Annotated in this window: 21 protein-coding genes; 13 read left to right on the forward strand and 8 right to left on the reverse strand. The window is 70.5% G+C overall.

What is annotated here, in order from left to right:
* Positions 1-82 precede the first annotated feature (82 nt).
* A complete protein-coding gene (locus ACIQ7M_RS30365; protein WP_403650427.1) occupies positions 83-802 on the forward strand; it encodes a hypothetical protein in 720 nt (239 codons plus the stop codon).
* Positions 803-825: 23 nt separating this feature from the next.
* Here ACIQ7M_RS30365 and ACIQ7M_RS30370 read toward each other — a convergent pair whose 3' ends face one another.
* A complete protein-coding gene (locus ACIQ7M_RS30370; RefSeq protein WP_403650429.1) occupies positions 826-1,566 on the reverse strand; it encodes a VOC family protein in 741 nt (246 codons plus the stop codon).
* Between the two features lie 154 nt (positions 1,567-1,720).
* The gene (locus tag ACIQ7M_RS30375) at positions 1,721-2,050 is read right to left on the reverse strand and encodes a DUF6191 domain-containing protein (RefSeq protein WP_403650431.1); all 330 of its coding nucleotides are present in this window, start codon (positions 2,048-2,050) and stop codon (positions 1,721-1,723) included.
* Positions 2,051-2,407: 357 nt separating this feature from the next.
* Here ACIQ7M_RS30375 and ACIQ7M_RS30380 point away from each other — a divergent pair, with 357 nt between their 5' ends.
* Positions 2,408-2,731 (forward strand): hypothetical protein, encoded by a 324-nt coding sequence (locus ACIQ7M_RS30380; RefSeq protein ID WP_389845111.1) that lies wholly within the window; start codon positions 2,408-2,410, stop codon positions 2,729-2,731.
* A 220-nt stretch (positions 2,732-2,951) separates the two neighbouring features.
* Here the strand turns inward: ACIQ7M_RS30380 and ACIQ7M_RS30385 are convergent, their stop codons facing one another.
* Positions 2,952-3,374 (reverse strand): GNAT family N-acetyltransferase, encoded by a 423-nt coding sequence (locus ACIQ7M_RS30385; protein ID WP_386977121.1) that lies wholly within the window; start codon positions 3,372-3,374, stop codon positions 2,952-2,954.
* Positions 3,375-3,580: 206 nt separating this feature from the next.
* On the opposite strand from ACIQ7M_RS30385, the gene ACIQ7M_RS30390 reads away from it, so the two are divergent.
* The 6 genes from ACIQ7M_RS30390 to ACIQ7M_RS30415 are packed head-to-tail and all read left to right on the forward strand — an operon-like array spanning position 3,581 to position 10,146.
* Positions 3,581-4,345 carry an SCO2525 family SAM-dependent methyltransferase gene (locus ACIQ7M_RS30390; RefSeq protein WP_386977124.1) on the forward strand — a complete coding sequence of 255 codons (765 nt, stop codon included), beginning with the start codon at positions 3,581-3,583 and terminating at the stop codon, positions 4,343-4,345.
* Between the two features lie 28 nt (positions 4,346-4,373).
* Positions 4,374-6,218 carry an SCO2524 family protein gene (locus ACIQ7M_RS30395; RefSeq protein WP_403650435.1) on the forward strand — a complete coding sequence of 615 codons (1,845 nt, stop codon included), beginning with the start codon at positions 4,374-4,376 and terminating at the stop codon, positions 6,216-6,218.
* A 2-nt stretch (positions 6,219-6,220) separates the two neighbouring features.
* Positions 6,221-7,141: an SCO2523 family variant P-loop protein gene (locus ACIQ7M_RS30400; RefSeq protein ID WP_403650677.1), complete on the forward strand. Its 921-nt coding sequence runs from the start codon at positions 6,221-6,223 to the stop codon at positions 7,139-7,141.
* Complete coding sequence (locus ACIQ7M_RS30405) at positions 7,138-8,124, forward strand: SCO2522 family protein (RefSeq protein ID WP_403650437.1); 987 nt, start codon at positions 7,138-7,140, stop codon at positions 8,122-8,124. Before ACIQ7M_RS30400 ends, ACIQ7M_RS30405 begins: the two co-directional genes overlap by 4 nt.
* Entirely contained in the window at positions 8,121-9,110 is a 990-nt protein-coding gene (locus ACIQ7M_RS30410) for an SCO2521 family protein (protein ID WP_403650439.1), read from the forward strand. The genes ACIQ7M_RS30405 and ACIQ7M_RS30410 overlap by 4 nt, the downstream gene beginning before the upstream one ends.
* 43 nt (positions 9,111-9,153) lie before the next feature.
* Complete coding sequence (locus ACIQ7M_RS30415) at positions 9,154-10,146, forward strand: hypothetical protein (protein ID WP_403650441.1); 993 nt, start codon at positions 9,154-9,156, stop codon at positions 10,144-10,146.
* A 25-nt stretch (positions 10,147-10,171) separates the two neighbouring features.
* On the opposite strand, the gene ACIQ7M_RS30420 is transcribed toward ACIQ7M_RS30415, so the two are convergent.
* A complete protein-coding gene (locus ACIQ7M_RS30420; RefSeq protein WP_403650443.1) occupies positions 10,172-10,564 on the reverse strand; it encodes a winged helix-turn-helix transcriptional regulator in 393 nt (130 codons plus the stop codon).
* Positions 10,565-10,712: 148 nt separating this feature from the next.
* Between ACIQ7M_RS30420 and ACIQ7M_RS30425 the strand changes: the two genes are divergently transcribed.
* On the forward strand, positions 10,713-11,558 hold the full coding sequence (locus ACIQ7M_RS30425; protein WP_403650445.1) for an NAD(P)H-binding protein: 846 nt from the start codon (positions 10,713-10,715) through the stop codon (positions 11,556-11,558).
* A 131-nt stretch (positions 11,559-11,689) separates the two neighbouring features.
* On the opposite strand, the gene ACIQ7M_RS30430 is transcribed toward ACIQ7M_RS30425, so the two are convergent.
* A complete protein-coding gene (locus ACIQ7M_RS30430) occupies positions 11,690-12,289 on the reverse strand; it encodes a hypothetical protein (protein WP_403650447.1) in 600 nt (199 codons plus the stop codon).
* 144 nt (positions 12,290-12,433) lie between these two features.
* Positions 12,434-13,159, reverse strand: coding sequence for a siderophore-interacting protein (locus ACIQ7M_RS30435; RefSeq protein WP_386977148.1), 726 nt, complete (start codon positions 13,157-13,159; stop codon positions 12,434-12,436).
* A gap of 137 nt (positions 13,160-13,296) precedes the next feature.
* On the opposite strand from ACIQ7M_RS30435, the gene ACIQ7M_RS30440 reads away from it, so the two are divergent.
* Complete coding sequence (locus ACIQ7M_RS30440) at positions 13,297-13,926, forward strand: GNAT family N-acetyltransferase (protein WP_403650449.1); 630 nt, start codon at positions 13,297-13,299, stop codon at positions 13,924-13,926.
* A 93-nt stretch (positions 13,927-14,019) separates the two neighbouring features.
* Entirely contained in the window at positions 14,020-15,393 is a 1,374-nt protein-coding gene (locus ACIQ7M_RS30445; RefSeq protein ID WP_403650451.1) for a DUF3500 domain-containing protein, read from the forward strand.
* A 92-nt stretch (positions 15,394-15,485) separates the two neighbouring features.
* Here the strand turns inward: ACIQ7M_RS30445 and ACIQ7M_RS30450 are convergent, their stop codons facing one another.
* Positions 15,486-16,802: a cytochrome P450 gene (locus ACIQ7M_RS30450; RefSeq protein WP_386977157.1), complete on the reverse strand. Its 1,317-nt coding sequence runs from the start codon at positions 16,800-16,802 to the stop codon at positions 15,486-15,488.
* 30 nt (positions 16,803-16,832) lie between these two features.
* A complete protein-coding gene (locus ACIQ7M_RS30455; RefSeq protein ID WP_403650453.1) occupies positions 16,833-18,188 on the reverse strand; it encodes a glutamine synthetase family protein in 1,356 nt (451 codons plus the stop codon).
* 364 nt (positions 18,189-18,552) lie between these two features.
* On the opposite strand from ACIQ7M_RS30455, the gene ACIQ7M_RS30460 reads away from it, so the two are divergent.
* Entirely contained in the window at positions 18,553-18,741 is a 189-nt protein-coding gene (locus ACIQ7M_RS30460; protein WP_326783586.1) for a ferredoxin, read from the forward strand.
* Between the two features lie 5 nt (positions 18,742-18,746).
* A complete protein-coding gene (locus ACIQ7M_RS30465) occupies positions 18,747-19,955 on the forward strand; it encodes an NAD(P)/FAD-dependent oxidoreductase (RefSeq protein ID WP_403650456.1) in 1,209 nt (402 codons plus the stop codon).
* Positions 19,956-19,975: the final 20 nt, after the last annotated feature.

A 19,975-nucleotide genomic window follows, 5' to 3' on the forward strand; every position in this document is an offset into this window, starting at 1 on the left:
GTCAACTGGTCCATTCCGCAGGCAATATGACGGCTCATTAGTCCGGGTCGGACGACCGAGACCTACAGACGGGGAATTCATCATGCGCCGATCAGGGGCCCGGGTCGCTGCCATCATGCTCATGGCGGCCCTTCCGTCCCTCGCCGGATGCGCATGGGGGGAGGAGTCCCCGGCGGGATCGGCACCGGACCGGACCGCGTCGGTGGCCCCGGCCGAGGCTCTCAGCCGGACGGAACTGGAGCACGCGGCCCTCGCGGGCACCGACCTCGACGGCTACGACGTGGCGCAGGCTCCCACGACGACCAGAGCGGCCCACAGAACGGCTGATCCCTCCGCGTGCTCACCCCTCGTCCACGCGGTCGGAACGGGTACCGCCCACGCCGCCGGCGCGCGCATCGGCCGGAGTCTCTCCATGAAGAAGCCCGGCCCCGGAATCACCCTGAGCCTGTCCACGTACACGGCCGAAGTCGCCTCACAGGTGATCGGTGAGCTGCGTACCGCCGCGAAGGAGTGCGAGACCTTCAAGGACGTCCAGGTCGACTTCCGTTACGACACGGTCGAGCTCCGACCCGACCCCGGCTACGGCGACGAGTCGGTGTCCGTGCGCCTCACACAACTCGCGGCGGCCGACGAGAACGAGAAGCCCGTCCGGGTTCCCTGCACGGTGGTCGCCGTCCGGAAGGGGGCGACGGTCGTCATGTTCTCCACCTACAGCAACCCGGGCCGCCCCTGGGGCAAGGGCCCGGCCGCCGTGCCGGACGAGGTCGTCACGACGCAACTCGACAAGCTGGACAAGACATAGCCGGGCGGCGTCGCCGCGCCGTGTCAGGACAGCGTGAGTACGCAGAACTCGTGGCCCTCCGGGTCGGTGAGGCACGTCCACGGCACGTCTCCCTGGCCGATGTCGAGTTCGATGGCGCCGAGGGCCCGCAGCCGGGCCACCTCCGCCTCCTTGTCGTCGCCGGGGTACGGCAGCAGGTCGAGGTGGACGCGGTCCGGCACGGTCTTCACGCCGGGCGTGCGGAGGAGCTCGAGATACGGGCCGACGCCCTTGGCCGACCGCAGCGTCGCATGATCGTCGGCCACTTCGTGCAGGGTCCAGTCCGTCGCCTCGCCCCAGAACCCGGCCATGGCCCGCGGATCCACGCAGTCGACCACCACCGTGGCGATCGGCCCGGTGTCGCGGTAGATCTCCCGGGGCTCCAGCACGCAGAACTCGTTGCCCTCGGGATCGGCGAGGACCGTCCACGGCACGACGCCCTGGCCCACGTCGACGGGCGTCGCCCCGAGCGTCCTGAGGCGGTCGACCAGCTCGGCCTGGTGGGCGGCCGAGGTGGTGGCGAGATCGAGGTGCACACGGTTCTTCGTCGCCGTCTTGGGCTCCGGTACCGGAACGACGTCGATGCCGAGGACGACCGGGTCCGGCCAGACCGGACCGCCGGGAGGCCCGACATAGGTGGTCACGCCGGGGCTGTACGCGCTCCAGCCGAGCGCCTCCGCCCAGAACCGGCCGACGGCCGAGCTGTCGACGGCCTTGACGTTCACGTGAACAGGTCGCAGTGCCATGCCGGCGATCCTATGCATGTACTGCCCGACGCCCGGTGCCCGACGCCCGCGCGCCGCGACCCCCACGCACCGTCGCCGAACAGGAACCGGCTCGCCCGCCCGAATCGCCCACCGACCGAGCGCTCCACTTCCGGTGTCGGCCGGTGTACGCGGGCTAGCGCGGGCCGGCGGCGGCGCCGGGGATGCGGATGACCGCTGTTCCGCCGTCCAGATCCACCGTCGTCCGGTTCGGCGGTGCCCCGTCCTCCTCGTCGTCGCGCAGCAGCAGGGCCGACTGGCGTTCCTTCAGCTCGGTCTGCTTGCCCGGCGAGAGGCTCGCGTGCAACTGCTCGAACCCGGTCGCCGATATCTGACCCTGACGTGCGGCATTGCGCCATGGCAGTAGTCCGGCCCTGCTCGCGCGCAGCAGAAGCTGATCGACGAAGGACAGCGCGGTCAGCAGGATGACCAGTCCGGGCAAGGTCATGAAGACGAGGAATGCCATGCTCCGAGTATCCCTTCGGCAGCGGACGGCGTCACCGTCGGGCCGGGGGCCGGGGGCCGGGGGCCGGGGCCCAGGGGGCCGGCCGGCAGGTTCAGGCACCCTCGTACAGGCGACCGCGACGCGTGCGGGGCGGTCCTGGGAGAGTGTCAGGTCCATCATGCCTGCTCGGGGGGCGTTCGCGGTAGGACGGAGCGCACGTCCTTTCGGTCTTGGCAGCGCCGGTGGCCTGCCCGCAGACTCGTCGTCATCCACTCATCGGCATGCGTGCCGGCACCCGTCTCGGGCCGCCGGCGCGTTCGTTGCGCTGTTCCGTCGTGTGCCGGGGCGGGCCGGGGGTGGTGGAACGAAGGGGGATTGATGAATCAGGACATGGTGATGCGGGCGCGGGTCCTGCTGCTGAGCGCCAACACACGTGTGGTGCGGGGAGTCGCGGGGCTGTGGATCTACCGGACCCTGACACCGGTCGATCCGGAGGCGTACGGGTCGAAGCTGGCGTACGTCCTGGTGGAGGCGAGCGCGTCCCCGTTGGTGCGGGACCTGCCCGAGCGGCGGATGGCACTGCTGGACGAGGCGGTGGAGGTGGCGAGGGCCCTGAGCCCCGCGAACCCCTTCCGGGACAAGGTCCTGGCGAAGGCGCTGGCCGCCAGGCGACGCGAACTCGACGGTCCCGCGGCGTCATAACAGGGATCGCCGGGGTGCTGGACGGTCAAGTCCCCCAACTGGACGGCCGGTTCGCCCCAGGCCGTCTCCCGGGGGCTTCAGCGGGTCGTGAGCGGACCGGCTGAAGCCCCTCGCGGGGCGGCGTGTCAGGGGGTGCGCCGCCGATCCGGGCCGCACCCGCGGCGCTTCCGGGGCGCCGGCGGCCGACGCCCGTCGACGCCACGGCGGCCTGTGCCCCCGTTCAACCGCCCATGGCCAGCGACATGAGGAGGCGATGGGCGCCGGGGCCGAAGTGGTCGGGCAGGGGGCCCGCGGGGTCGGGGACGAAGCCCAGGGACAGGTAGAGAGCTATGGCGTGGTCGTTGGCCGGCTCGACCCAGAGCAGGACGGTCCCCGTCCCCGCGGCGCGCAGGGACTTGAGGGTCTCCCGCATCAACTGCCGCCCCACTCCTTTGCCTCGTACGACGCGATCGACCGCCAGACTGACGATCCAGCTCTGTCCCTTGTTCGGTGGTGTGGCCAGCGCGTATCCGCAGATGCGGCCGTCGTCGCCCTCCGCGACGAGCAGATGGTCCGGGTACATGTCCATGAACTGGCGCATGAGCGAAAAGGGGAACGGGTCGGCAGGAAAGGCTTGGTGATCCAGATCAATCAGTTCGGACAAGTCTTGATCGCCGGCCTTGCCGACCCGAACGACCGAAGAGTGAAGTGCTGGCATCGGACCAGAATCGCGCCGCCACTCGCACGGTTCAAGTCTTCGGCCCAAGTGTCGGGAGCCGTATGCGACCGTGCGCCCCTCGTGCCTCCTTCATCGGCAGAGGATTCAGAAGGAGGGGAAGTCGGGGATCGGGAGCATTGATACCGTGGGGCATGCCCTTGGGATCACCGGGAAAACAGGCGCAGTTGAACGCGGACACGCCCTGGGACGACTTCGACCCCGCTCAATACGTCCAGAACAACTACCGCACGGTGCTTTCCGTGGACGAGGCGATCATGTCGATCGTACGCGCTCACTTCAGCGATCACTTCCGTAGTGCTCCCGCGCGGCCGGTGCGGGGAATCGACGTGGGAGCCGGCGCCAATCTCTATCCGGCCCTGTCGATGCTCCCCTGGTGCGACGAGATCACCCTGCTGGACAAGGCGCGGCCCAATCTCCGCTACCTTCGGCGGCAGATCGCCCGGCACGACGGCAGTTGGGACGACTTCTGGCGCAAGCTCTGCCAGGACGACGCGTACGCCTCGATGCCCGGCGGCCCCTGGCAGCGGCTGAGCGAGGTGGCACGGGTCGAGCAGGGCGACGTCCTGGAGCCCGCCGAGCGGCGCGAGAGGTGGCAGATCGGCACGATGTTCTTCGTCGCCGAGTCCATCTCCACCTCGCCCGACGAATTCCACCGCGCCGTCGAGCATTTTCTGGATTCCCTTGTTCCGGGAGCGCCCTTCGCGGCCGCCTTCATGGAGAACTCCGAAGGGTATCGGGTGGGGGACACCTGGTTTCCCGCCTGCGAGATGAAGCAGGCCGAGATCACCGCCAGTATCGAACGCCTGACCAAGCATGTGCGGACGCACCGGATCGGCAGCCCGGGGGAGGTGCGACCCGGCTACACGTCCATGATCCTCGCGTGCGGATTCCGGTGAGCGGACGGCCGCCATGGGGGAGCGCGGAATGCAGATCAAACCACGCCAGCAGTTGCTGGACATGTGGCAGGCATTGGCTCGTCATTCCTTCGAGCAAGGAGTGTGGTCCTGGGGCGAATCGGGTGGCCTCAGCAGTGTCGCGGACGCGGAACGGCTGCTCTGCCTCCTGTACCCCGCGACGGAGCTCCCGGCGTTTCGCCTGGACGATCCGAACACCACCGAGCGGGATGTGCGCAAAGCCCTGCGTGAGGTGGGGGATTCCACGGACATTCCCGTGCGGCTCATCGAGATCGTGGGAGAGTTCATGAAGCGGCACCACGACGGTGAAGCCCCCACCTTCGGCGGCGGCCATTCCTTCGGCTCCGTCGACCCTGAGCTCGAACTCTCAGCTAAACAAAGGGAGTTCGACGTGGTCGACTCCTACTCCATGTCCGTTAGCCTGTGCCTGGCCACCCTGGGATTCCTCAAGGTCTACCGGAACACGACGACCCGCGCGTCCGCCGTCGCCCGCATCGAGGAACTGCGGCAGGACACCAGCGACCGGCTGACCGCCGCGATGGTGGGCCTGCTGCGCTCCTTCACCGTCGACGTCGTCGACATCTCGTCCGATCAGGGCCGTGCGCTCGCGCGCCTGCTCGGCCGGGGCCGGCTGTCCGACCGGCAGGTCGTGCAGCGATTCCAGCACCGGTTCAAGCCGCTGCGCGCCCTGATCACCGACAGTCTCGCGCTGGGCCTCGACACCGACGTCTGCGACGAACTGCGCAACGAGAACCGCCTGTTCGAGTGCGGCTGGGCATGGGGCGTGGTCAAGGACGCCCCGGTGGTCTCCACGGACTCCGATCAGGGCGGCCGCCGGCAGCCGGACGGCGTCGCGCGCCCCGTTCCGTACCTCCACTTCACCGTCGTCGCCCTCGACGGGATCATCGACCTCCTGTCGGAGCGCACCCTCACCCTCGGTCTGCTCGACGCCGAACAGCAGCACCTCGCCTCGGCCCTGAGACTGCGCTTCGAGATCACGCAGCAGTACTGGTCGGGCATCGCGCGCTTCGACGACGAGGTCTGGCTCCTGGAGGAGATCCCCTGGCGCACCACGCGCGGCCCCGTCGAGTCGGAGTACTTCTCCCTCACCGTCGTCTCCATCCTGGTCCACGACCTGATGCGCCGGAGAACCACCGTTCACGACCTCAGCCGGATCGTCGCCGTCATGGAACGCCTCGCCGAGCGCGGCAGGATCACCGGCCGCGCCCTCCGCGACGACCCGGCCGTCGCGCTGCACCGTCCGGGGATCGCCATGCCCTTGCTGGGCAGTGACGAACGGGGCCCGGCCATGACCTGGGTGATGAACGACTTCTCCACCCAGTTGCTCAAGCGGTCCGTCCAACTGTGCTCCCTGGCCAACGACATCGGCTCCCAGGACCGGCTGCTGCGACTGGCCGAGAGTGTCCTCGACCATGTGTGGCGGCGCCGTATCACCGAGGGCGAGGGCGTCGGACTCTGGGACGACGTGCGGGCCGTCCACCCCGAGGCGCCCGCTCCGGCGACCACCCCGTCCTGGAGCGTCACCGAGCGGGTCACCGAATGCATGGTCGCCGCCCACGGCCTCTACGACCGTTCTCCGATCCGCAGTGACGAACTCACCGCGGCGGCGAGAGAGGCGATCAGCGAGGCCGCCCATCTGCTGGGGCGGGAACAGAAGAACCACCCGGCACCGCTCGGCGGAACCCCGCAGGGGGAGTGGATCAAGGGTGTCGAAGCGGATCTCCGCCGTGCCCGGGAGCTGATCGAGGACCTGCCCGGAACCTCGCTCGCGCTGACGCTCGGCGTCCTCGCGCGGCTGGACACCCTGGCGCGTGCCACGGACGGGGAGGGGTGACCGTGCTCGTCTTCGCCGCCTCGGACAAGGGAGGCACCGGCCGCTCCGTCACCAGCGCCAACCTCGCCTACCGCAGCGCCCTGGCCGGGGACGACGTCTGCTTCCTGGACTTCGACTTCGGCTCGCCGACCGCCACCGCCGTGTTCGACCTGCCCGTGGGCGACCTGGACGTCCGCGAGACCGGGCTGCACTCCTATCTCCGGGGCGCGATCGGCACACCCCACCGCGTCGATGTCTGGACCCGCACGGAACACTCCGACCTGCGCGACCGGCCCAGCGGCTCCGGCAGGCTCGTCCTGTTCCCCGGCGACCGCTCCGGAGGGGAGTTCGTCACCGGCGACGATCAACTCCACCGCTGCGTCGACCTCGTCCTGCGTCTCAAGCGGGAGTTCGACATGATCGTCGTCGACCTGAGCGCGGGGCGCAGCTACGCGATGGACCTGGTCCTCGCGGCCACCGCTCCCCGCGGCGGGCTCGACAGGCTGAAGCGCCGCTGGCTCGTGTTCCACCGCTGGACCCACCAGCACGTCAGGGCGGCGGCCGAACTCACCTTCGGCGAGCGCGGAATCCTGCGGGCCGGCGAGCTGCTGGGGCACCGGCCCGAGGAGCTCGACGGCTCCATCCGCTTCGTACGGGCCGCGGTGGCCGACCTGGACTCACCGCTGTGGGCCCAGGTGACACCCGCCCAGTACGCCTGGCTGCGGCAGTGCGACCAGAGGCTCGAACAGCTCGCCGCCGTCCTCGGTATCGGCGAGAGCCGGGTGCTCGCGTCGATTCCGCTGGAACCCGTACTCCAATGGCAGGAACGCCTCATCACCGACGAGGACGTGTTCGACCGCAGGATCGCCGACCACGGGACCCTGGACTCACTGGACGGTCTGACCCGTCGGCTGTACGACGACAGCCACTGGGGGGAGCTGTGAACCAGCCCATCGCGTCCTTCCGGGAGACCAGCGCCGAACCGCCCACGGCGTCCGTACCGTTCTCCCATGTCTCCCTGGAACTCGGGCACTTGTACATGGAGGACTTCGCCGAAGGGACCACCCGGCTGCGCCGGCACTTCGCGACGGCACGGCCGTGGGCGGACGCCGTCCGGGCCGGCACCGAGGCCCGGCTCGCGAACGGGAGGGCGCGTGTCAGCACGTGCTTCCTGATCGACGACTACTTCTCGCGGCTGTCCACCCCCGACCGGCTGATCCCCCCGCTCCTGGGCGCCGCCGCCGACGCGGGTCTGACCATCGACTACCTCGCCCGCGAGTCCGGCTGCGCGGTCGCACCCGGCGTGGACCGCTCGGAGTTGCACCTCGCCGAGTCCGTTCTGCACCGACTGGTGGAGTCCCCGCCGCCCGGCGGCAACGGGTTCCGGCCGCCGGTCAGCCGCACCGGCTGGATCAGCAACGGCCGCCGCGCCCCGGCCCAGCGGACCTCCGCGGCCCTGGACTCCGCGGGAACGACCTGGCAGCCCCCGAGCGAGACCACCGCACGCGGCCACTCCGTCTTCATGGACGTCGAGTTGTGGAGCGGCTCGGGGGAGGAGCGGACCTGGTCCTGTGCCTTTCTCGCCTCCGTCTGGCAGTTGGTCAGGCTGGGACTCCTGCGCGACAACGGCCGCGCCGTTCTCACCCCGACCCCCTGGGACGACCGCGAGTTCCCCACGGAATGGGACGACCTTCCGCCCGTCGTGCGGTTGAACCCGCGGGCCGAGCCCTTCACGGCGTACTCCACCTGCAGTGTGCTCCCCACCCGGTTCCTCGCCGTGGAACACGCCGTTCGCGTCGTCCTCGGACAGGTTCACCTGGAGGCCGCCGTACTGGACCAGGCGATGTCGCGCTCGGAGCGTGAGGGCTTCACCGTGCCCGCCGACATCGCCGACCGTACGTCCTACGTCTTTCCACCGGGCCTGTGACGGGCGGCACCGAGCAGGTGAAAAGCGGCCACGCGGCGCTCGCTCCCCCCGTCCTCGCCTGCGGTGAGGTACGCACCTGTCTGCTCCCCACCCGCGAGGCGTTGGACGAGCGGGCCGCCCTGCGCGTGCTGGACCTGCGGGCCGACGAACGGGTCAGGGCGTCCCGGCGCCCGAACCGCCTCGTGATCTCCCCGGACCTCCTCACCGGCGTGGACTGCGGACTGCCCACCTCCACCGGTGCCCGCGTGCGCGGAGTGGGTACGGTGACCACGCGAGCGGTGCTCACCGAGGGCCGGGTCCTGCAGTCCACGGCCTCCTTCTCGATCCCCGCCACCGGGACCGACAGGCGACAGGCCTGGGGCTACTACCTCGCGCGGCCCGGCTCCCTGGTCACCGTCGGACGGCTCGTCGGGAAACCGGTCGCCGAGGGCTTTCTCGCTGGGTCCCGGCCAGGGTTTCTGGACGTCGGGTCGATCGCCGAGGGCATGCTGGCGAGGATCACCCGGCACCCCGTCCTCGACCATGACGCTCCCCTCAACTCCACTGACACCAGGCTGCGTTGGACATCGACGCACGCCGACGCCGGTGAGGAACCGTCCTCCCTGTTCACGCTGGCCGAAGACGGCCTGCGGACCCTGCGACTGCGCCTTCCGCACGGGACGCCGCTCACCGCCGCCGCCGTGCTCTGTGAGGACCTGGCTCTGCACGACTGGCTCCTCACGACCGTCGCGGACAGACTCGACGGACTGAGGGCCGGGTCCGGCGACGTCCGCGGCACCGTGAAGGTCGTGCGCCCGCTCGTCGACCACCTTCTGCACCTGTGGATGCCCCGCGCCCGCCTCGATCCCGTCCTGCACGGCACATGGAACCACCTGGAGGAGACACCGGGATACAGCAGACAGTGGAGCGCGCTGACACGGCGCATCCGGGATCAACTCGCGCTCCACGCGATCCAGTTGCCTCAAGAGGTGCCGACTCCGCGCTGATCGGGCACCATCCTGGAGACACCTGGGCGGGGGAGTGACAGGAATGGCCGGAGCATCGGGGACACCGGGGACACCGGGGACACCGGGGCCGACGGGCGGCATGCGTATCGCGCCGATCGTGCTCAAGACACTGGTCACCATCGTCGTGAGCACGATCGCGTACGTGCTCACCAACCTGGTGCACCAGTCCGGGGACGAACTGTGGAAGATCGCGGTGTCCGTCGTCATCGGCGGATCCGCCCTCATCATCCAGTACATGGTCGACTTCGAGCAGCGGCTGGCGGACATGGAGACGGGCCAGCGGGAGCGCGGCCGGGAGCACCAGGAACACTTCATGCAGCTCAGTGAGGCCGCCGGCCTGCTGCGCGAGCTGGACCAGGCGGGGATGAGCGCCGGTGACGCCACGCGTCTGATCAAGAGCCTGAGCCGGGTCGGGCAGCAGGGTCCGGAGATCGTGAAGGCGTTCGCCAGGGCCGAGACGGAGAGCCTCGCCTTCGTCGTCACCGATCTGACCGGCATGACCGCTCAGTGGCCCCGGGACAACACCGAATGGCTCATCAGGCTCACCGAATGCGCGCGCCGCACGATCGACGCCACCAGCAGCTCGGTCGATCAGCCCTTCTGGGACACGGACTCGGCGAAACCGTATCTCGACGCCCAGATCGAGGCGATGCGGGTCCGGGACGTGACCATCCGACGGCTCTTCATGATCAAGGAGTCGGAGAGGAACGACCCCGACTTCATGACACGGTTCCTCAAACTCTGCGAGGAGCAGCGTGGCTTCAGCATCGACGTACGCTACCGGGTCCTCTCCTCCAACGGCTCGCCGGGGCGGCGGAACCGCAGGGCGGCGGCGGCTCGCGACGTCGTCATCTTCGACAGCGAGCTGTGCCTGGAGTTCGATCCGGACCGACAGGAGGGCAACGTGAAGACGCGCCTCGACGCGGACGGCCGTCGCGTCGACGGCGAGGTGAGGACGTTCAACGAACTCTGGGCCACGGCCACGGACCCGCCCGCTCAGGGGGAACCCGCGTAAGGCGCGGGCGCGAGCGCGGCGCGGGCTACCGGGGCGGATCGGTGTCGTAGTCCTGCCGGGCCTGTTCGACCCTGTCCAGATTGGCGGCGGCCCATCCGGCGAGGTGGGCGAAGAGCGGGGCCAGGCTGCGGCCCAGTTCGGTGATGTCGTACTCGACCCGAGGGGGGACTTCCGGGTGGTACGTACGGACGACCATGCCGTCGCGCTCCAACTGCCGCAGCCGCTGGGTCAGTACCTTCGGGGTGATCGTACCGATCCGTCGTTCCAGCTCGACGAAACGCTGTCGGCCATGGGTGTTGAGCGTCCACAGGATCGGTGTGGTCCACCGGCTGAACACGATGTCGACGACCGCGCTGGTGGGACAGGCGAGTTGAGGGTCGACGTCGGCAGCCGCCGCCCGGTCGGTCGTGCCGGCCATGCGCACCCCTCGGGATAGTCACTTTCCTCTAGGTACCTACTATATCGGCGGTGTTAGCGTCCCCGTGTCGCCCGGAGAGCAAGGTTCTCCGCGACGGTCCCAGCCTCCCGGGTGGGACAACCATGCCGCATCGACTGGGGAGTTGTTCATGCTTGTAGTGACGGGGGCAACCGGCAACGTGGGCGGGTCGCTCGTCCGGATCCTCGCGACGAGTGGCGTACGGGTGACCGCGACATCGCGGGGGATCTCGGACGCGGATGTGCCGCGGGGCGTCGGACACACGCGGGCCGACCTCGCCGATCCCGAGAGCCTTCGGCCCGTGTTCGACGGAGCCGAGGCGCTGTTCCTGCAGAACGGTGGCGCCGGCGCGCACCTGCTGAGCCCGCGGGACATCCTCGACGTCGCCAAGGCCGGCGGCGTCGGGCGAGTCGTCCTGCTGTCCTCCCAGGGAGTCGCGACCCGGCCGGACTCGGCCTCGCACGGGGACATGGCACGCTCCATCGAGGACGCAGTCCGGGAATCGGGCATGGCGTGGACGATCCTGCGTCCCGGGGGCTTCGACTCCAACGCGTACGCCTGGGCCGAGTCGGTCCGTGCCGAGCGGACCGTCGCCGCGCCGTTCGCCGACACCGGCCTGCCCACGGTCGACCCGGACGACATCGCCGAGGTCGCCGCCGCGGTCCTGCGCGAGGACGGCCACGCCGGAAGGATCTACGAGCTGACCGGGCCCGCGCTCAGCACGCCTCGCGAGCGGGCCGAGGCGATCGCCGACGCACTCGGCGAACCCGTCCGGTTCGTCGAGCAGACCCGCGGCGAGGCCCGCGCGCAGATGCTGCGCTTCATGCCCGAGCCCGTGGTCGAGACGACGCTGGCGATCCTCGGTGAACCCACCCCGGCCGAACGGCGCGTGAGCCCCGACGTCGAACGGGTCCTCGGCCGCGCACCCCGCTCGTTCGCCGACTGGGCCCGGCGCCACATCGCGGCCTTCCGCTGAGACCGCTGCCTCCGGCCCTGGTCAGGCTTCGGGCCCGGGGCCACCGAGAGGTCGGCGGGTGTCGGTGACGCGTACCGTCCTCGGCCCTGGCTGACGGCGATCGCGGCGCCGACGGCCGGGCGGCCCGTCCTTCAGATGCCGCGGGCGTCGGCGAGGATCGCGGCCTGTTCCAGCATGCGGGTCGGCTCGCGGCCGTTGCCCCAGGCGTCGTTGAAGGAGGGTACGGACTCCACGTGCGGTCCGAACCGTCTGCGGATCGCCTCCAGCAGCACGCCCATGGCCTCCGTCTCGGCATGGCGGTCACCGCCGGACTCCCTGCGGATCGCGCCCTGCGCGCACACGTGGCCCTCCTCGTCGACCAGCGCTCCCGCGCACCAGCCGTCCGTCCGCAGCCGCAGTGACGCGCGGTGCAGGAGGGCCGCGATGGGAGTGGCACCGGGAGCCGGGACCGGGGGAGCGGCGGGGACCGGTGTGACCGGAGCCGGTGGAGCTCCGATGCGCGACCAGTCGACCGGCGGCGTCGCGATGTGCGCCGTGTTCACCTCGTAGGCGACGGCCGCCAGTGCGAGACGGGCGTCCATCTCGTCTTTGACCGCGGCCAGGCGGGCCTCCAGACCGTCGCCGGGATGCACCTCGGGCCTAGCGGCGGCGGGTGGCGCGGTTCCGGCGTGTCCGGATGGCGGTTCTTCGGCGGTGACGGCCCGCGTGGGGAAGTGCGTGGGGGACTGCATGGTGGATGGATTCCTGGCGCGCCCCGCGTTCAGCGCCGCCGAACGGGCGGTACCGGGCGCGGGGCGGCAGGGCGGCGGCGGGGCGGCGGGGCGGCGGAACGGGCGGCCCCGCCGTACCCGCTGCGCACGGTCAGGCGTGCGTGCTCAGCCCGCCCGCCAGTACCCGAGGGCGTTGACCCGCTGCTTGGGCACGGACAACTCCTTGCGGACGTGTGCCGACAGCGCGCGCGTGGTCGCGGTGTCGCACGCGATCCACACATACGGCTGCGGGCTGTCCTTCAGCACCTCGGGCAGGGCCGCCTTCACCTCGTCGACCAGATGACGTCCGGCGTCCCGGCGCTCCACCTGCCGTACGTCGTGGTGCTCGGCGGCCCGGTACGGCAGACCCTCCAGACTGCCCTCGAACCAGATCGTCGCGGGAACCGGGCCGAGCGCCGAGAGCAGGGAGTTCAGGGCGGGCAGCGAGGCCGGGTCGGCCACGGCGACGACATGCGAGGGCGCGGGTTCGGGGTGCTCGAAGCCCGTGCCCTGCACCGTCGCCTCGATGGTGTCCCCCGGCTTCGCCGCCTTCGCCCAGTCGCTCGCGCACCCCTCGTGCAGGGCGAACTCCAGACTGAAGGTGCCGGCCACCGGATCCGGGTCGACCAGGGTGTACGCCCGCTGGTGGGGCTTGCCCGCGTTGTCGAACCACAGCCGCACCCACATGGTCGGGTGGACGCCGGTCACCGCCAGCATGCCCCCGTCGGTGAAGCGAACCCGGCGGTACCCAGCGGTGACATCCTCCGATCGCGTCACGGTGAACACGTAGTCCTTCGCACGCAGCAGTTTGAGAACCGCGCCTTCCCAACCCCGCCCCTGCGCCTGCCCCATCGCTTCCTCACCCTTCGGTACGACTTCACCCGGTCAATCAGTTAGGTGAGCCTAACCTAATATGGCCGCGTGACGCGCACAGGGTGGTCACAGGAAAGCGCCGGGCACGCCCGTGACCGGCTGAACGAGGGAGACCGATGTCCGACGCATACGCCACGCGAGCGGCCCTGTACGAGCAGGCCGTCGACGGCTACGGCACCGTCCGCGTCCTGCCCGTGGACGCGGGGCTCGACGGTCCCGTGGTCCATGGCTGGGTGAACGCGGACCGGGCCGCCTTCTGGGGCATGAGAAGCCTGACGAGAGATCAGGTGACCGCGATATACGCCCACATGGGAACGCTCGACACCCATCACGCCCACCTCCTCGTGAAGGACGGCGAGCCGGTCGCGCTCCTCCAGACGTACGAACCGTCGGCCGACCGGGTCGGCGAGTGCTACCCGGTCGAACCCGGCGACATCGGCGTCCACCTGCTGATCGCGCCGGCCGGACCCGGCGGCGGGCGTCCCGGCTGGACCACGGCACTGCTGCGCGCGGCGGCCTCGTACGTCCTGCTGGGCCTGGACCGCGACCGCGTCGTGGTCGACCCCGACGTGCGCAACGAGAGGGCCATCGCCCGCTTCCACCGCCAGGGATTCACACCGGGCCCGGTGGTCGTGCTGCCCGAGGTCGACCTTCCCGACGTCCAGCTCCCCGAGAAGCGCGCCCAACTCGCCTTCCTCGCGCGGGAGACGGTCTTCCCCCGGAGCGTCCAGGACCGCTCGGCCTGACTGCGCGCCGCCGCACAGGACCGCCTCCGATTCCTATGTCATGCACAGGTCGCTGCTAAGGCCCACTGAAGTGTTGACGAAATCGTTGGGGGCATGGTCAACGAAAATCACGGACACAAGCCGCGTACTCGGGCGGCCCATCGTTCCCGCCGCTGGTTCATGAACAAGGCCCTGCTCGCGGGCGGCGTCTCCGCCGTCGCGGCCATGGGCGGCTGGGCCGCCACCTCGGCCGGCGCCGAGGAGACGGGCGCCGCGGACGCCACGGCGAGCGCGTCCCCGTCGGGCCCGCCGCCCGGTGGCGGCTTCGGTCAGACGATCGCGTACGACGACTTCGTCGGCGTCACCACGGACGGCACGGTCGTCGGTGACCTGTACGCCGTCCACTCCACCGGCGTCTCCACCGTCCCGGTCGTCCGCGCGGCCCGGGCCTTCGTCGACGCGCTCACGGACGATCAGAAGGCGGCCACCCTCTTCGACATCGACTCCGACCAATGGCTCGACTGGACCAACGTCGACTCCAACGACCGCGACGGGGTCGCCCTGCGCGACCTGACCGAGAGGCAGTACGCGCTCGGCATCAGGCTCCTCAGGGCGTCCCTGTCGGCCCGCGGGCTCCGGCAGGCCGACAACATCCGCAAGCTCAACCAGTTCCTCGGCGAGTACGAGGGGGACACCTCGAAGGCGCTCAACGAGGACGCCTACTGGTTCACCGTCATGGGCACCCCTTCGGCGACCGAGGCCTGGGGCTTCCAGTTCGAGGGCCACCACCTCGTCATCAACTACTTCGTCCTGGGCGACCAGGTCGTGATGACCCCGACGTTCATGGGATCCGAGCCGACGAAGATCACGTACGAGGGAAAGGACTACCACCTGTTCCGGGAGGAGACCGTCGCGGGCCTCGAACTCCTCCGCTCCCTGAACGGCACCCAGCTCGCCCAGGCGCTGTCCACGGACGAGAAGTCCGGCACCGACCTCCTCGCGGGCGCCGGCCAGGACAACGCGGTCGTCCCGTACGCCGGGGTCAAGGGCTCGACCCTGAACCGCGGGCAGCGGCGCCTGCTGCTCGACCTGGCCGGGGTGTACGTCGGCTATCAGGACGAAGGGCACGCCCGGGTGCGGCTGCGCGAGATCGAGAAGCACCTCGACGACACGTACTTCTACTGGATCGGCGCGTACGACGACGACTCGGCGTTCTACTACCGAGTCCACAGCCCCGTCGTACTGATCGAGTACGACGCCGAGTCCCCGCTCGGCTACCACGAGGGCGACGGCGACACCTCGGCCTCCCCCTCCGCCTCTGTCTCCGAGTCCGCCTCGGCCTCCGCGTCCGCGAGCGGGGGACCCGGCGGGCCGGGCGGCCCCCAGGGCACCCCGACCCAGCAGCACATCCACACCATCGTCCGCACGCCCAACGGCAACGACTACGGAGTGGACCTGCTCAGACTCCACCTGGAGACGGACCACTGAGGACACGGCAATCCCCCCGTCCGGTGGGGCGGGGGGACAGCCGCGTCCCGTGCGCCACGCATGGCGCGGAGCGCCGTCCGCGGACGGCGTCGTCAGGCGAGCGTGACCTCCACCGGGAGCTTCTTGATGCCGTTGACGAAGTTGGACAGGACGCGGGGCGCGTCGCCGGCCAGCCTGATGTCGGCGATCCTCGGGATCAGTTCCTCGAACATGATGCGGATCTCGGTGCGGGCGAGCAGGTTGCCCAGGCACAGGTGAGGGCTGCCCTTGCCGAAGGTGATGTGGTCGTTGTTGGTCCGCGTGACGTCGAAGTCGTACGGGTTGCCGAAGACCTCCTCGTCACGGTTGCCGGAGGCGAACCACATGACCACCTTGTCACCCTCCTTGACCCGCTTGCCGCCGAGTTCGACGTCGCGGGTGGCGGTGCGGCGGAAGTGGTAGACGGGAGAGGCCCAGCGCAGGAACTCCTCGACGGCGCCCGGGATCAGGGACGGGTCGTCCTTGAGTCGGGCGAGCTGCTCGGGGTGCTGGAGGAGCGCCAGCATCGAGTGCGAGATGGTGTGGCGGGTGGTCTCGTTGCCCGCGACGACCAGGAGCAGGAAGTAGTTGTCGAAGTCCTGCTCGGTCAGCGGGATCCCGTCGCGCGGAACGGTGTTGACCAGCTTGGAGACCAGGTCCGTGCCGTTGCCGCCGCGGCGCTGCCGGGCCAGTTCGCGCCCGTACTCGAAGACTTCGAGGGAGGCGGGCGAACGGAACGGCAGATCGCGGTACTTGTCGCTCTCCGCGCTGTGCAGCAGCACGTCCGCGTAGTCGGGGTCGGTGTTGCCGATGATCCGGTTGCCCCAGTCGATGAGCCGCTGGTTGTCCTCCGGCGGCACGTCGAGGAGGCGGGCGAGGACGTTGATGGGGAAGTCGGCGGAGACGTCGGCGACGAAGTCGAAGGAGCCCTTGGCCAGGGCCGCGTCCAGGGTCTGCGCGGTCAGGCCGCGCAGGAAGTCGCCGTAGCTGTTGATGACGCTCGCGCCGAACTGGCGCTGGATGACGCTGCGCATCGCGCGGTGGCGGACACCGTCGAGCTCCAGGATGGACGCCCGCTTCTTGATCTGGTCGTCGTCGAGCTCTTCCAGGTTGACGAACTTCGAGGAGGTGAAGGTCTCCGCGTCGCGGTCCACGGTGGCGATGTCCGCGTGCCGGGTGACCGCCCAGAAGCCGGAGTTGGGGGCCTCCTCGGGCTGCCAGTGCACCGGGTCCTCGTGGCGCAGGGTGTGGAACATGCGCCACGGCTTGATGCCGTCGGCGAAGTTGTCGAGGTTCGCGAGGTCCACCTCTTCGAGCGGCAGGGGCTCGGCGAGGGCGGCGCGCAGTTCGGCCTGGGTGGTGGGCGTGGCGGGAACGGTGGGGCTGGTCATGGTGGTTCTCCTGGGCCGGGCTTCGAAGGGTCAGAGGTGGTAGGCGTACTCGGTGAACTCCCAGTCGGTGACGTGCCGCCCGAAGCGCTCGACCTCGTCCCGCTTGTAGGTCAGGAAGGACGAGACGAAGTCCTTGCCGAGGATGTCGGTGAGGGCGGTGTCCGCCTCCAGGGCGTCCAGCGCCGCGGCCAGGCTCGTGGGCAGCAGGGCGGAGCGCGCGGTGTCGTAGCCGTAGCCCTCCAGGGGGGCCTCGGGTTCCTCGCCGGCCCGGACGCCGAGCAGGGCGGCGGCGATGGTTCCTGCGATCAGCAGGTAGGGGTTGGCGCTGGCGTCGCCGAGCCGCAGTTCGAGGCGGGCGCCCGAGCCGCGCTCGGGCGGGATGCGGACCATGGCGCTGCGGTTGTCGAGCCCCCAGTCGATCAGCCAGGGCGCGAGGGTGTCGGGTCCGAAGCGCTTGTACGAGTTCACGGTGGGGTTGGCGAGGGCGGCGAGCGCGGGGGCGTGGGCGAGGATGCCCGCGATGGCGTGGCGGGCCGTCGCCGAGAGACCGTGGGCGCCCGACGGGTCGTCGAAGACGTTGCGGCCCCCGGTGTCCTCGCAGGACAGGTGGAGGTGGAAACCGGAGCCGCCGGCGTCGCCGAAGGGCTTGGCCATGAAGGTGGCGAGGTTGCCCTCCTGGCGGGCGAGCTCCTTGACGGCGGCCTTGAAGCGGAAGGCGCGGTCGGCCGCGTCCAGGGCTTCCGAGTGGGTCAGGTTGATCTCGTACTGGCCGCCGTCGAACTCGTGGTTGCCCGTGATGACGCCGATGCCCAGGTCGCGCAGCCGGCGCAGGGTGCGCAGCAGATGGTTGCCCGGGTCCGCGCGCAGACCGGCGGTGTAGACGGCGCCGGTGGCCTCCGGGGAGCGGCGCCAGCCGGTGGGCGTGCCGGGCGCGGCCTCCAGCAGGAAGTACTCCAGCTCGGGGCCGACGACCGGGCGCAGCCCGTGCTCGGCGCACCGGGCCAGGACGGTCCGCAGCAGGTCACGCGGTGATTCGGGCGCGGGGGCCGAGGTCGCCGGGTCGGTGACCTCGCCGAGACAGGTCGCGACGCCGGGTTCCCAGGGCAGTACGGCCGCGGTGGACAGGTCGGGGCGGACGGACACGTCGGGCAGGCCGGCGTCCAGGCCGCCCGCGACGGGGACCACGTCGCCCTGCGGCGTCGTGTGGTAGACGGCGCGGCAGAAGGCCAGTCCGTGCTCGCAGGCCGACGGCAGGTGGTCGAGCAGGACGTCACGGGCGCGGTCGGTGCCGATCAGGTCGGGATAGACGACCCGGACCACGTCGACGCCCTCGGCGGCGAGCCGCTCCATGTGCCGGCGGATGTCTGGGGTGTCGGATGCGCTCACCGTTGTCTCCTTGGCGGAAGGGTGGGGTGTCCCCGTGGACTGAGGCCGGGGACGCGTGGTGTGCAGAGAAACGGGAGCCGGGGTGCGGGGGAGTGAGTCGAACCCCGAGTCGGTCGTTTGAATCCGAACGGTATGAGTCGGGTTCTGGTCCCGCAAGGGGTCGGCGGTAAGAATTTATCCACCTGGACAGGTATTGACCAGGGGCGAACGGCTTCCTATGTTGTTTGAAGCCAAACGAGTCGGGGATGCGGTTCCGCGAGGTCCCGCATCCCCTTGGCCGAGGGGCCCGGTCCGGCATCGGTCGGGCCCCTCTCTTCCCCCTTCCCTCCCTGCTCCGACGCCCGTATCCACAGGAGGACCGGCCATGAAGGTCGTCGTCGACATGATCAAGTGCCAGGACCACGGCCAGTGCGTCTTCGCCGCCCCCGACGTCTTCTCGATGGACGACGACGGCCACCTCGCCTACGTCTCCGACGTGGACGAGGCGCTGCGCGACGAGGTCGAGGAAGCAGCCGACGTGTGCCCGCTCCAGGCCATCCGGATCGAGGGCTGATCCCGATGACGGGACACGTCGTCGTCGCCGGCGCCTCGATGGGCGGTCTGCGCGCCGCCGAACAACTGCGCGCGGCGGGCTGGACCGGCGCCGTCACGGTCGTCGGCGACGAGCCGCACATGCCGTACAACCGGCCCCCGCTCTCCAAGGAAGTCCTCGCGGGCAAGGCGTCGTTCGAGTCCCTCGCCTTCACCCCGAAGGCGGCCGCCGCCGACGTCGCATGGCGGCTCGGGACGCGGATCGCCGCGGCCCGCCTGGACGAGCGCGTCGTCGAACTCGCCGACGGCGAGCTGATTCCGTACGACGGACTGGTCGTCGCCACCGGCATGCGCCCCCGCCGGCTCCGGTGCCCCGGCCCGCTCGTCGGACGCCACACCGTCCGCACCCTCGCCGACGCCCAGATCCTGCGCGACGCCCTGATCCGGCCCGGAGCGCGGGTGGTCGTCGTCGGTGCCGGATTCATCGGCTGCGAGGTCGCCGCCACCGCCGTAGGACTCGGCGCGGCGGAGGTCACGGTCGTCGACCCGCTGCCGCTGCCCATGGTGGGACCGCTCGGCGAACTGCTGGGCCGCGCGCTGCTCGAGCGGCACGAGGAGCGCGGAGTGCGCTTCGCGCTCGGCACGGGAGTCGCCGGATTCGAGGGCGGCGAACGCGTCACCGGAGTCGTCCTCGGCGACGGAACGGTCCTCCCGGCCGACGTGGTCGTGGAGTCGGTCGGCTCGGTCGCCAACACCGAGTGGCTGGACGGCAACGGCCTCGACCTGACCGACGGCGTCCTCACCGACGAGCACCTGCGGGTCGGCGGACGCCCCGAGGTCGTCGCGGTCGGCGACATCGCCCGTTTCCCCAACGCCCGCTACGACGGCCTGCCCCGCCGGGTCGAGCACTGGTCCATCCCGACCGACACCGCGAAGCACGCCGCGAAGGTCCTCGCCGCCCATCTCGACGGCAGGGAAGCCGAGTTGGCTCCCTTCGCGCCGCTTCCGACCTTCTGGAGCGACCAGCACGAGTTCCGGCTCCAGTCCTTCGGCTCGCCCCTGCTCGGCAAGGACGACGTGCGGATCCTCGAAGGCGACCCGGACGGCGACGTCGTCGTCGGCTACCACACCGGCGACCTGCTGGTCGGCGTGGTGGCCCTCGGCGGCCAGGCCGCCGCGCTGCGCGCGGCCCGCTACCGCGCCCACCTGCTGAAGCAGCCCGCCCTCACCGCGTAACGAAGCGTAAGGAATCCCCG

Origin of the sequence: Streptomyces sp. NPDC096324, assembly GCF_044763015.1 — a bacterium.
Classification (GTDB): Bacteria; Actinomycetota; Actinomycetes; order Streptomycetales; family Streptomycetaceae; genus Streptomyces.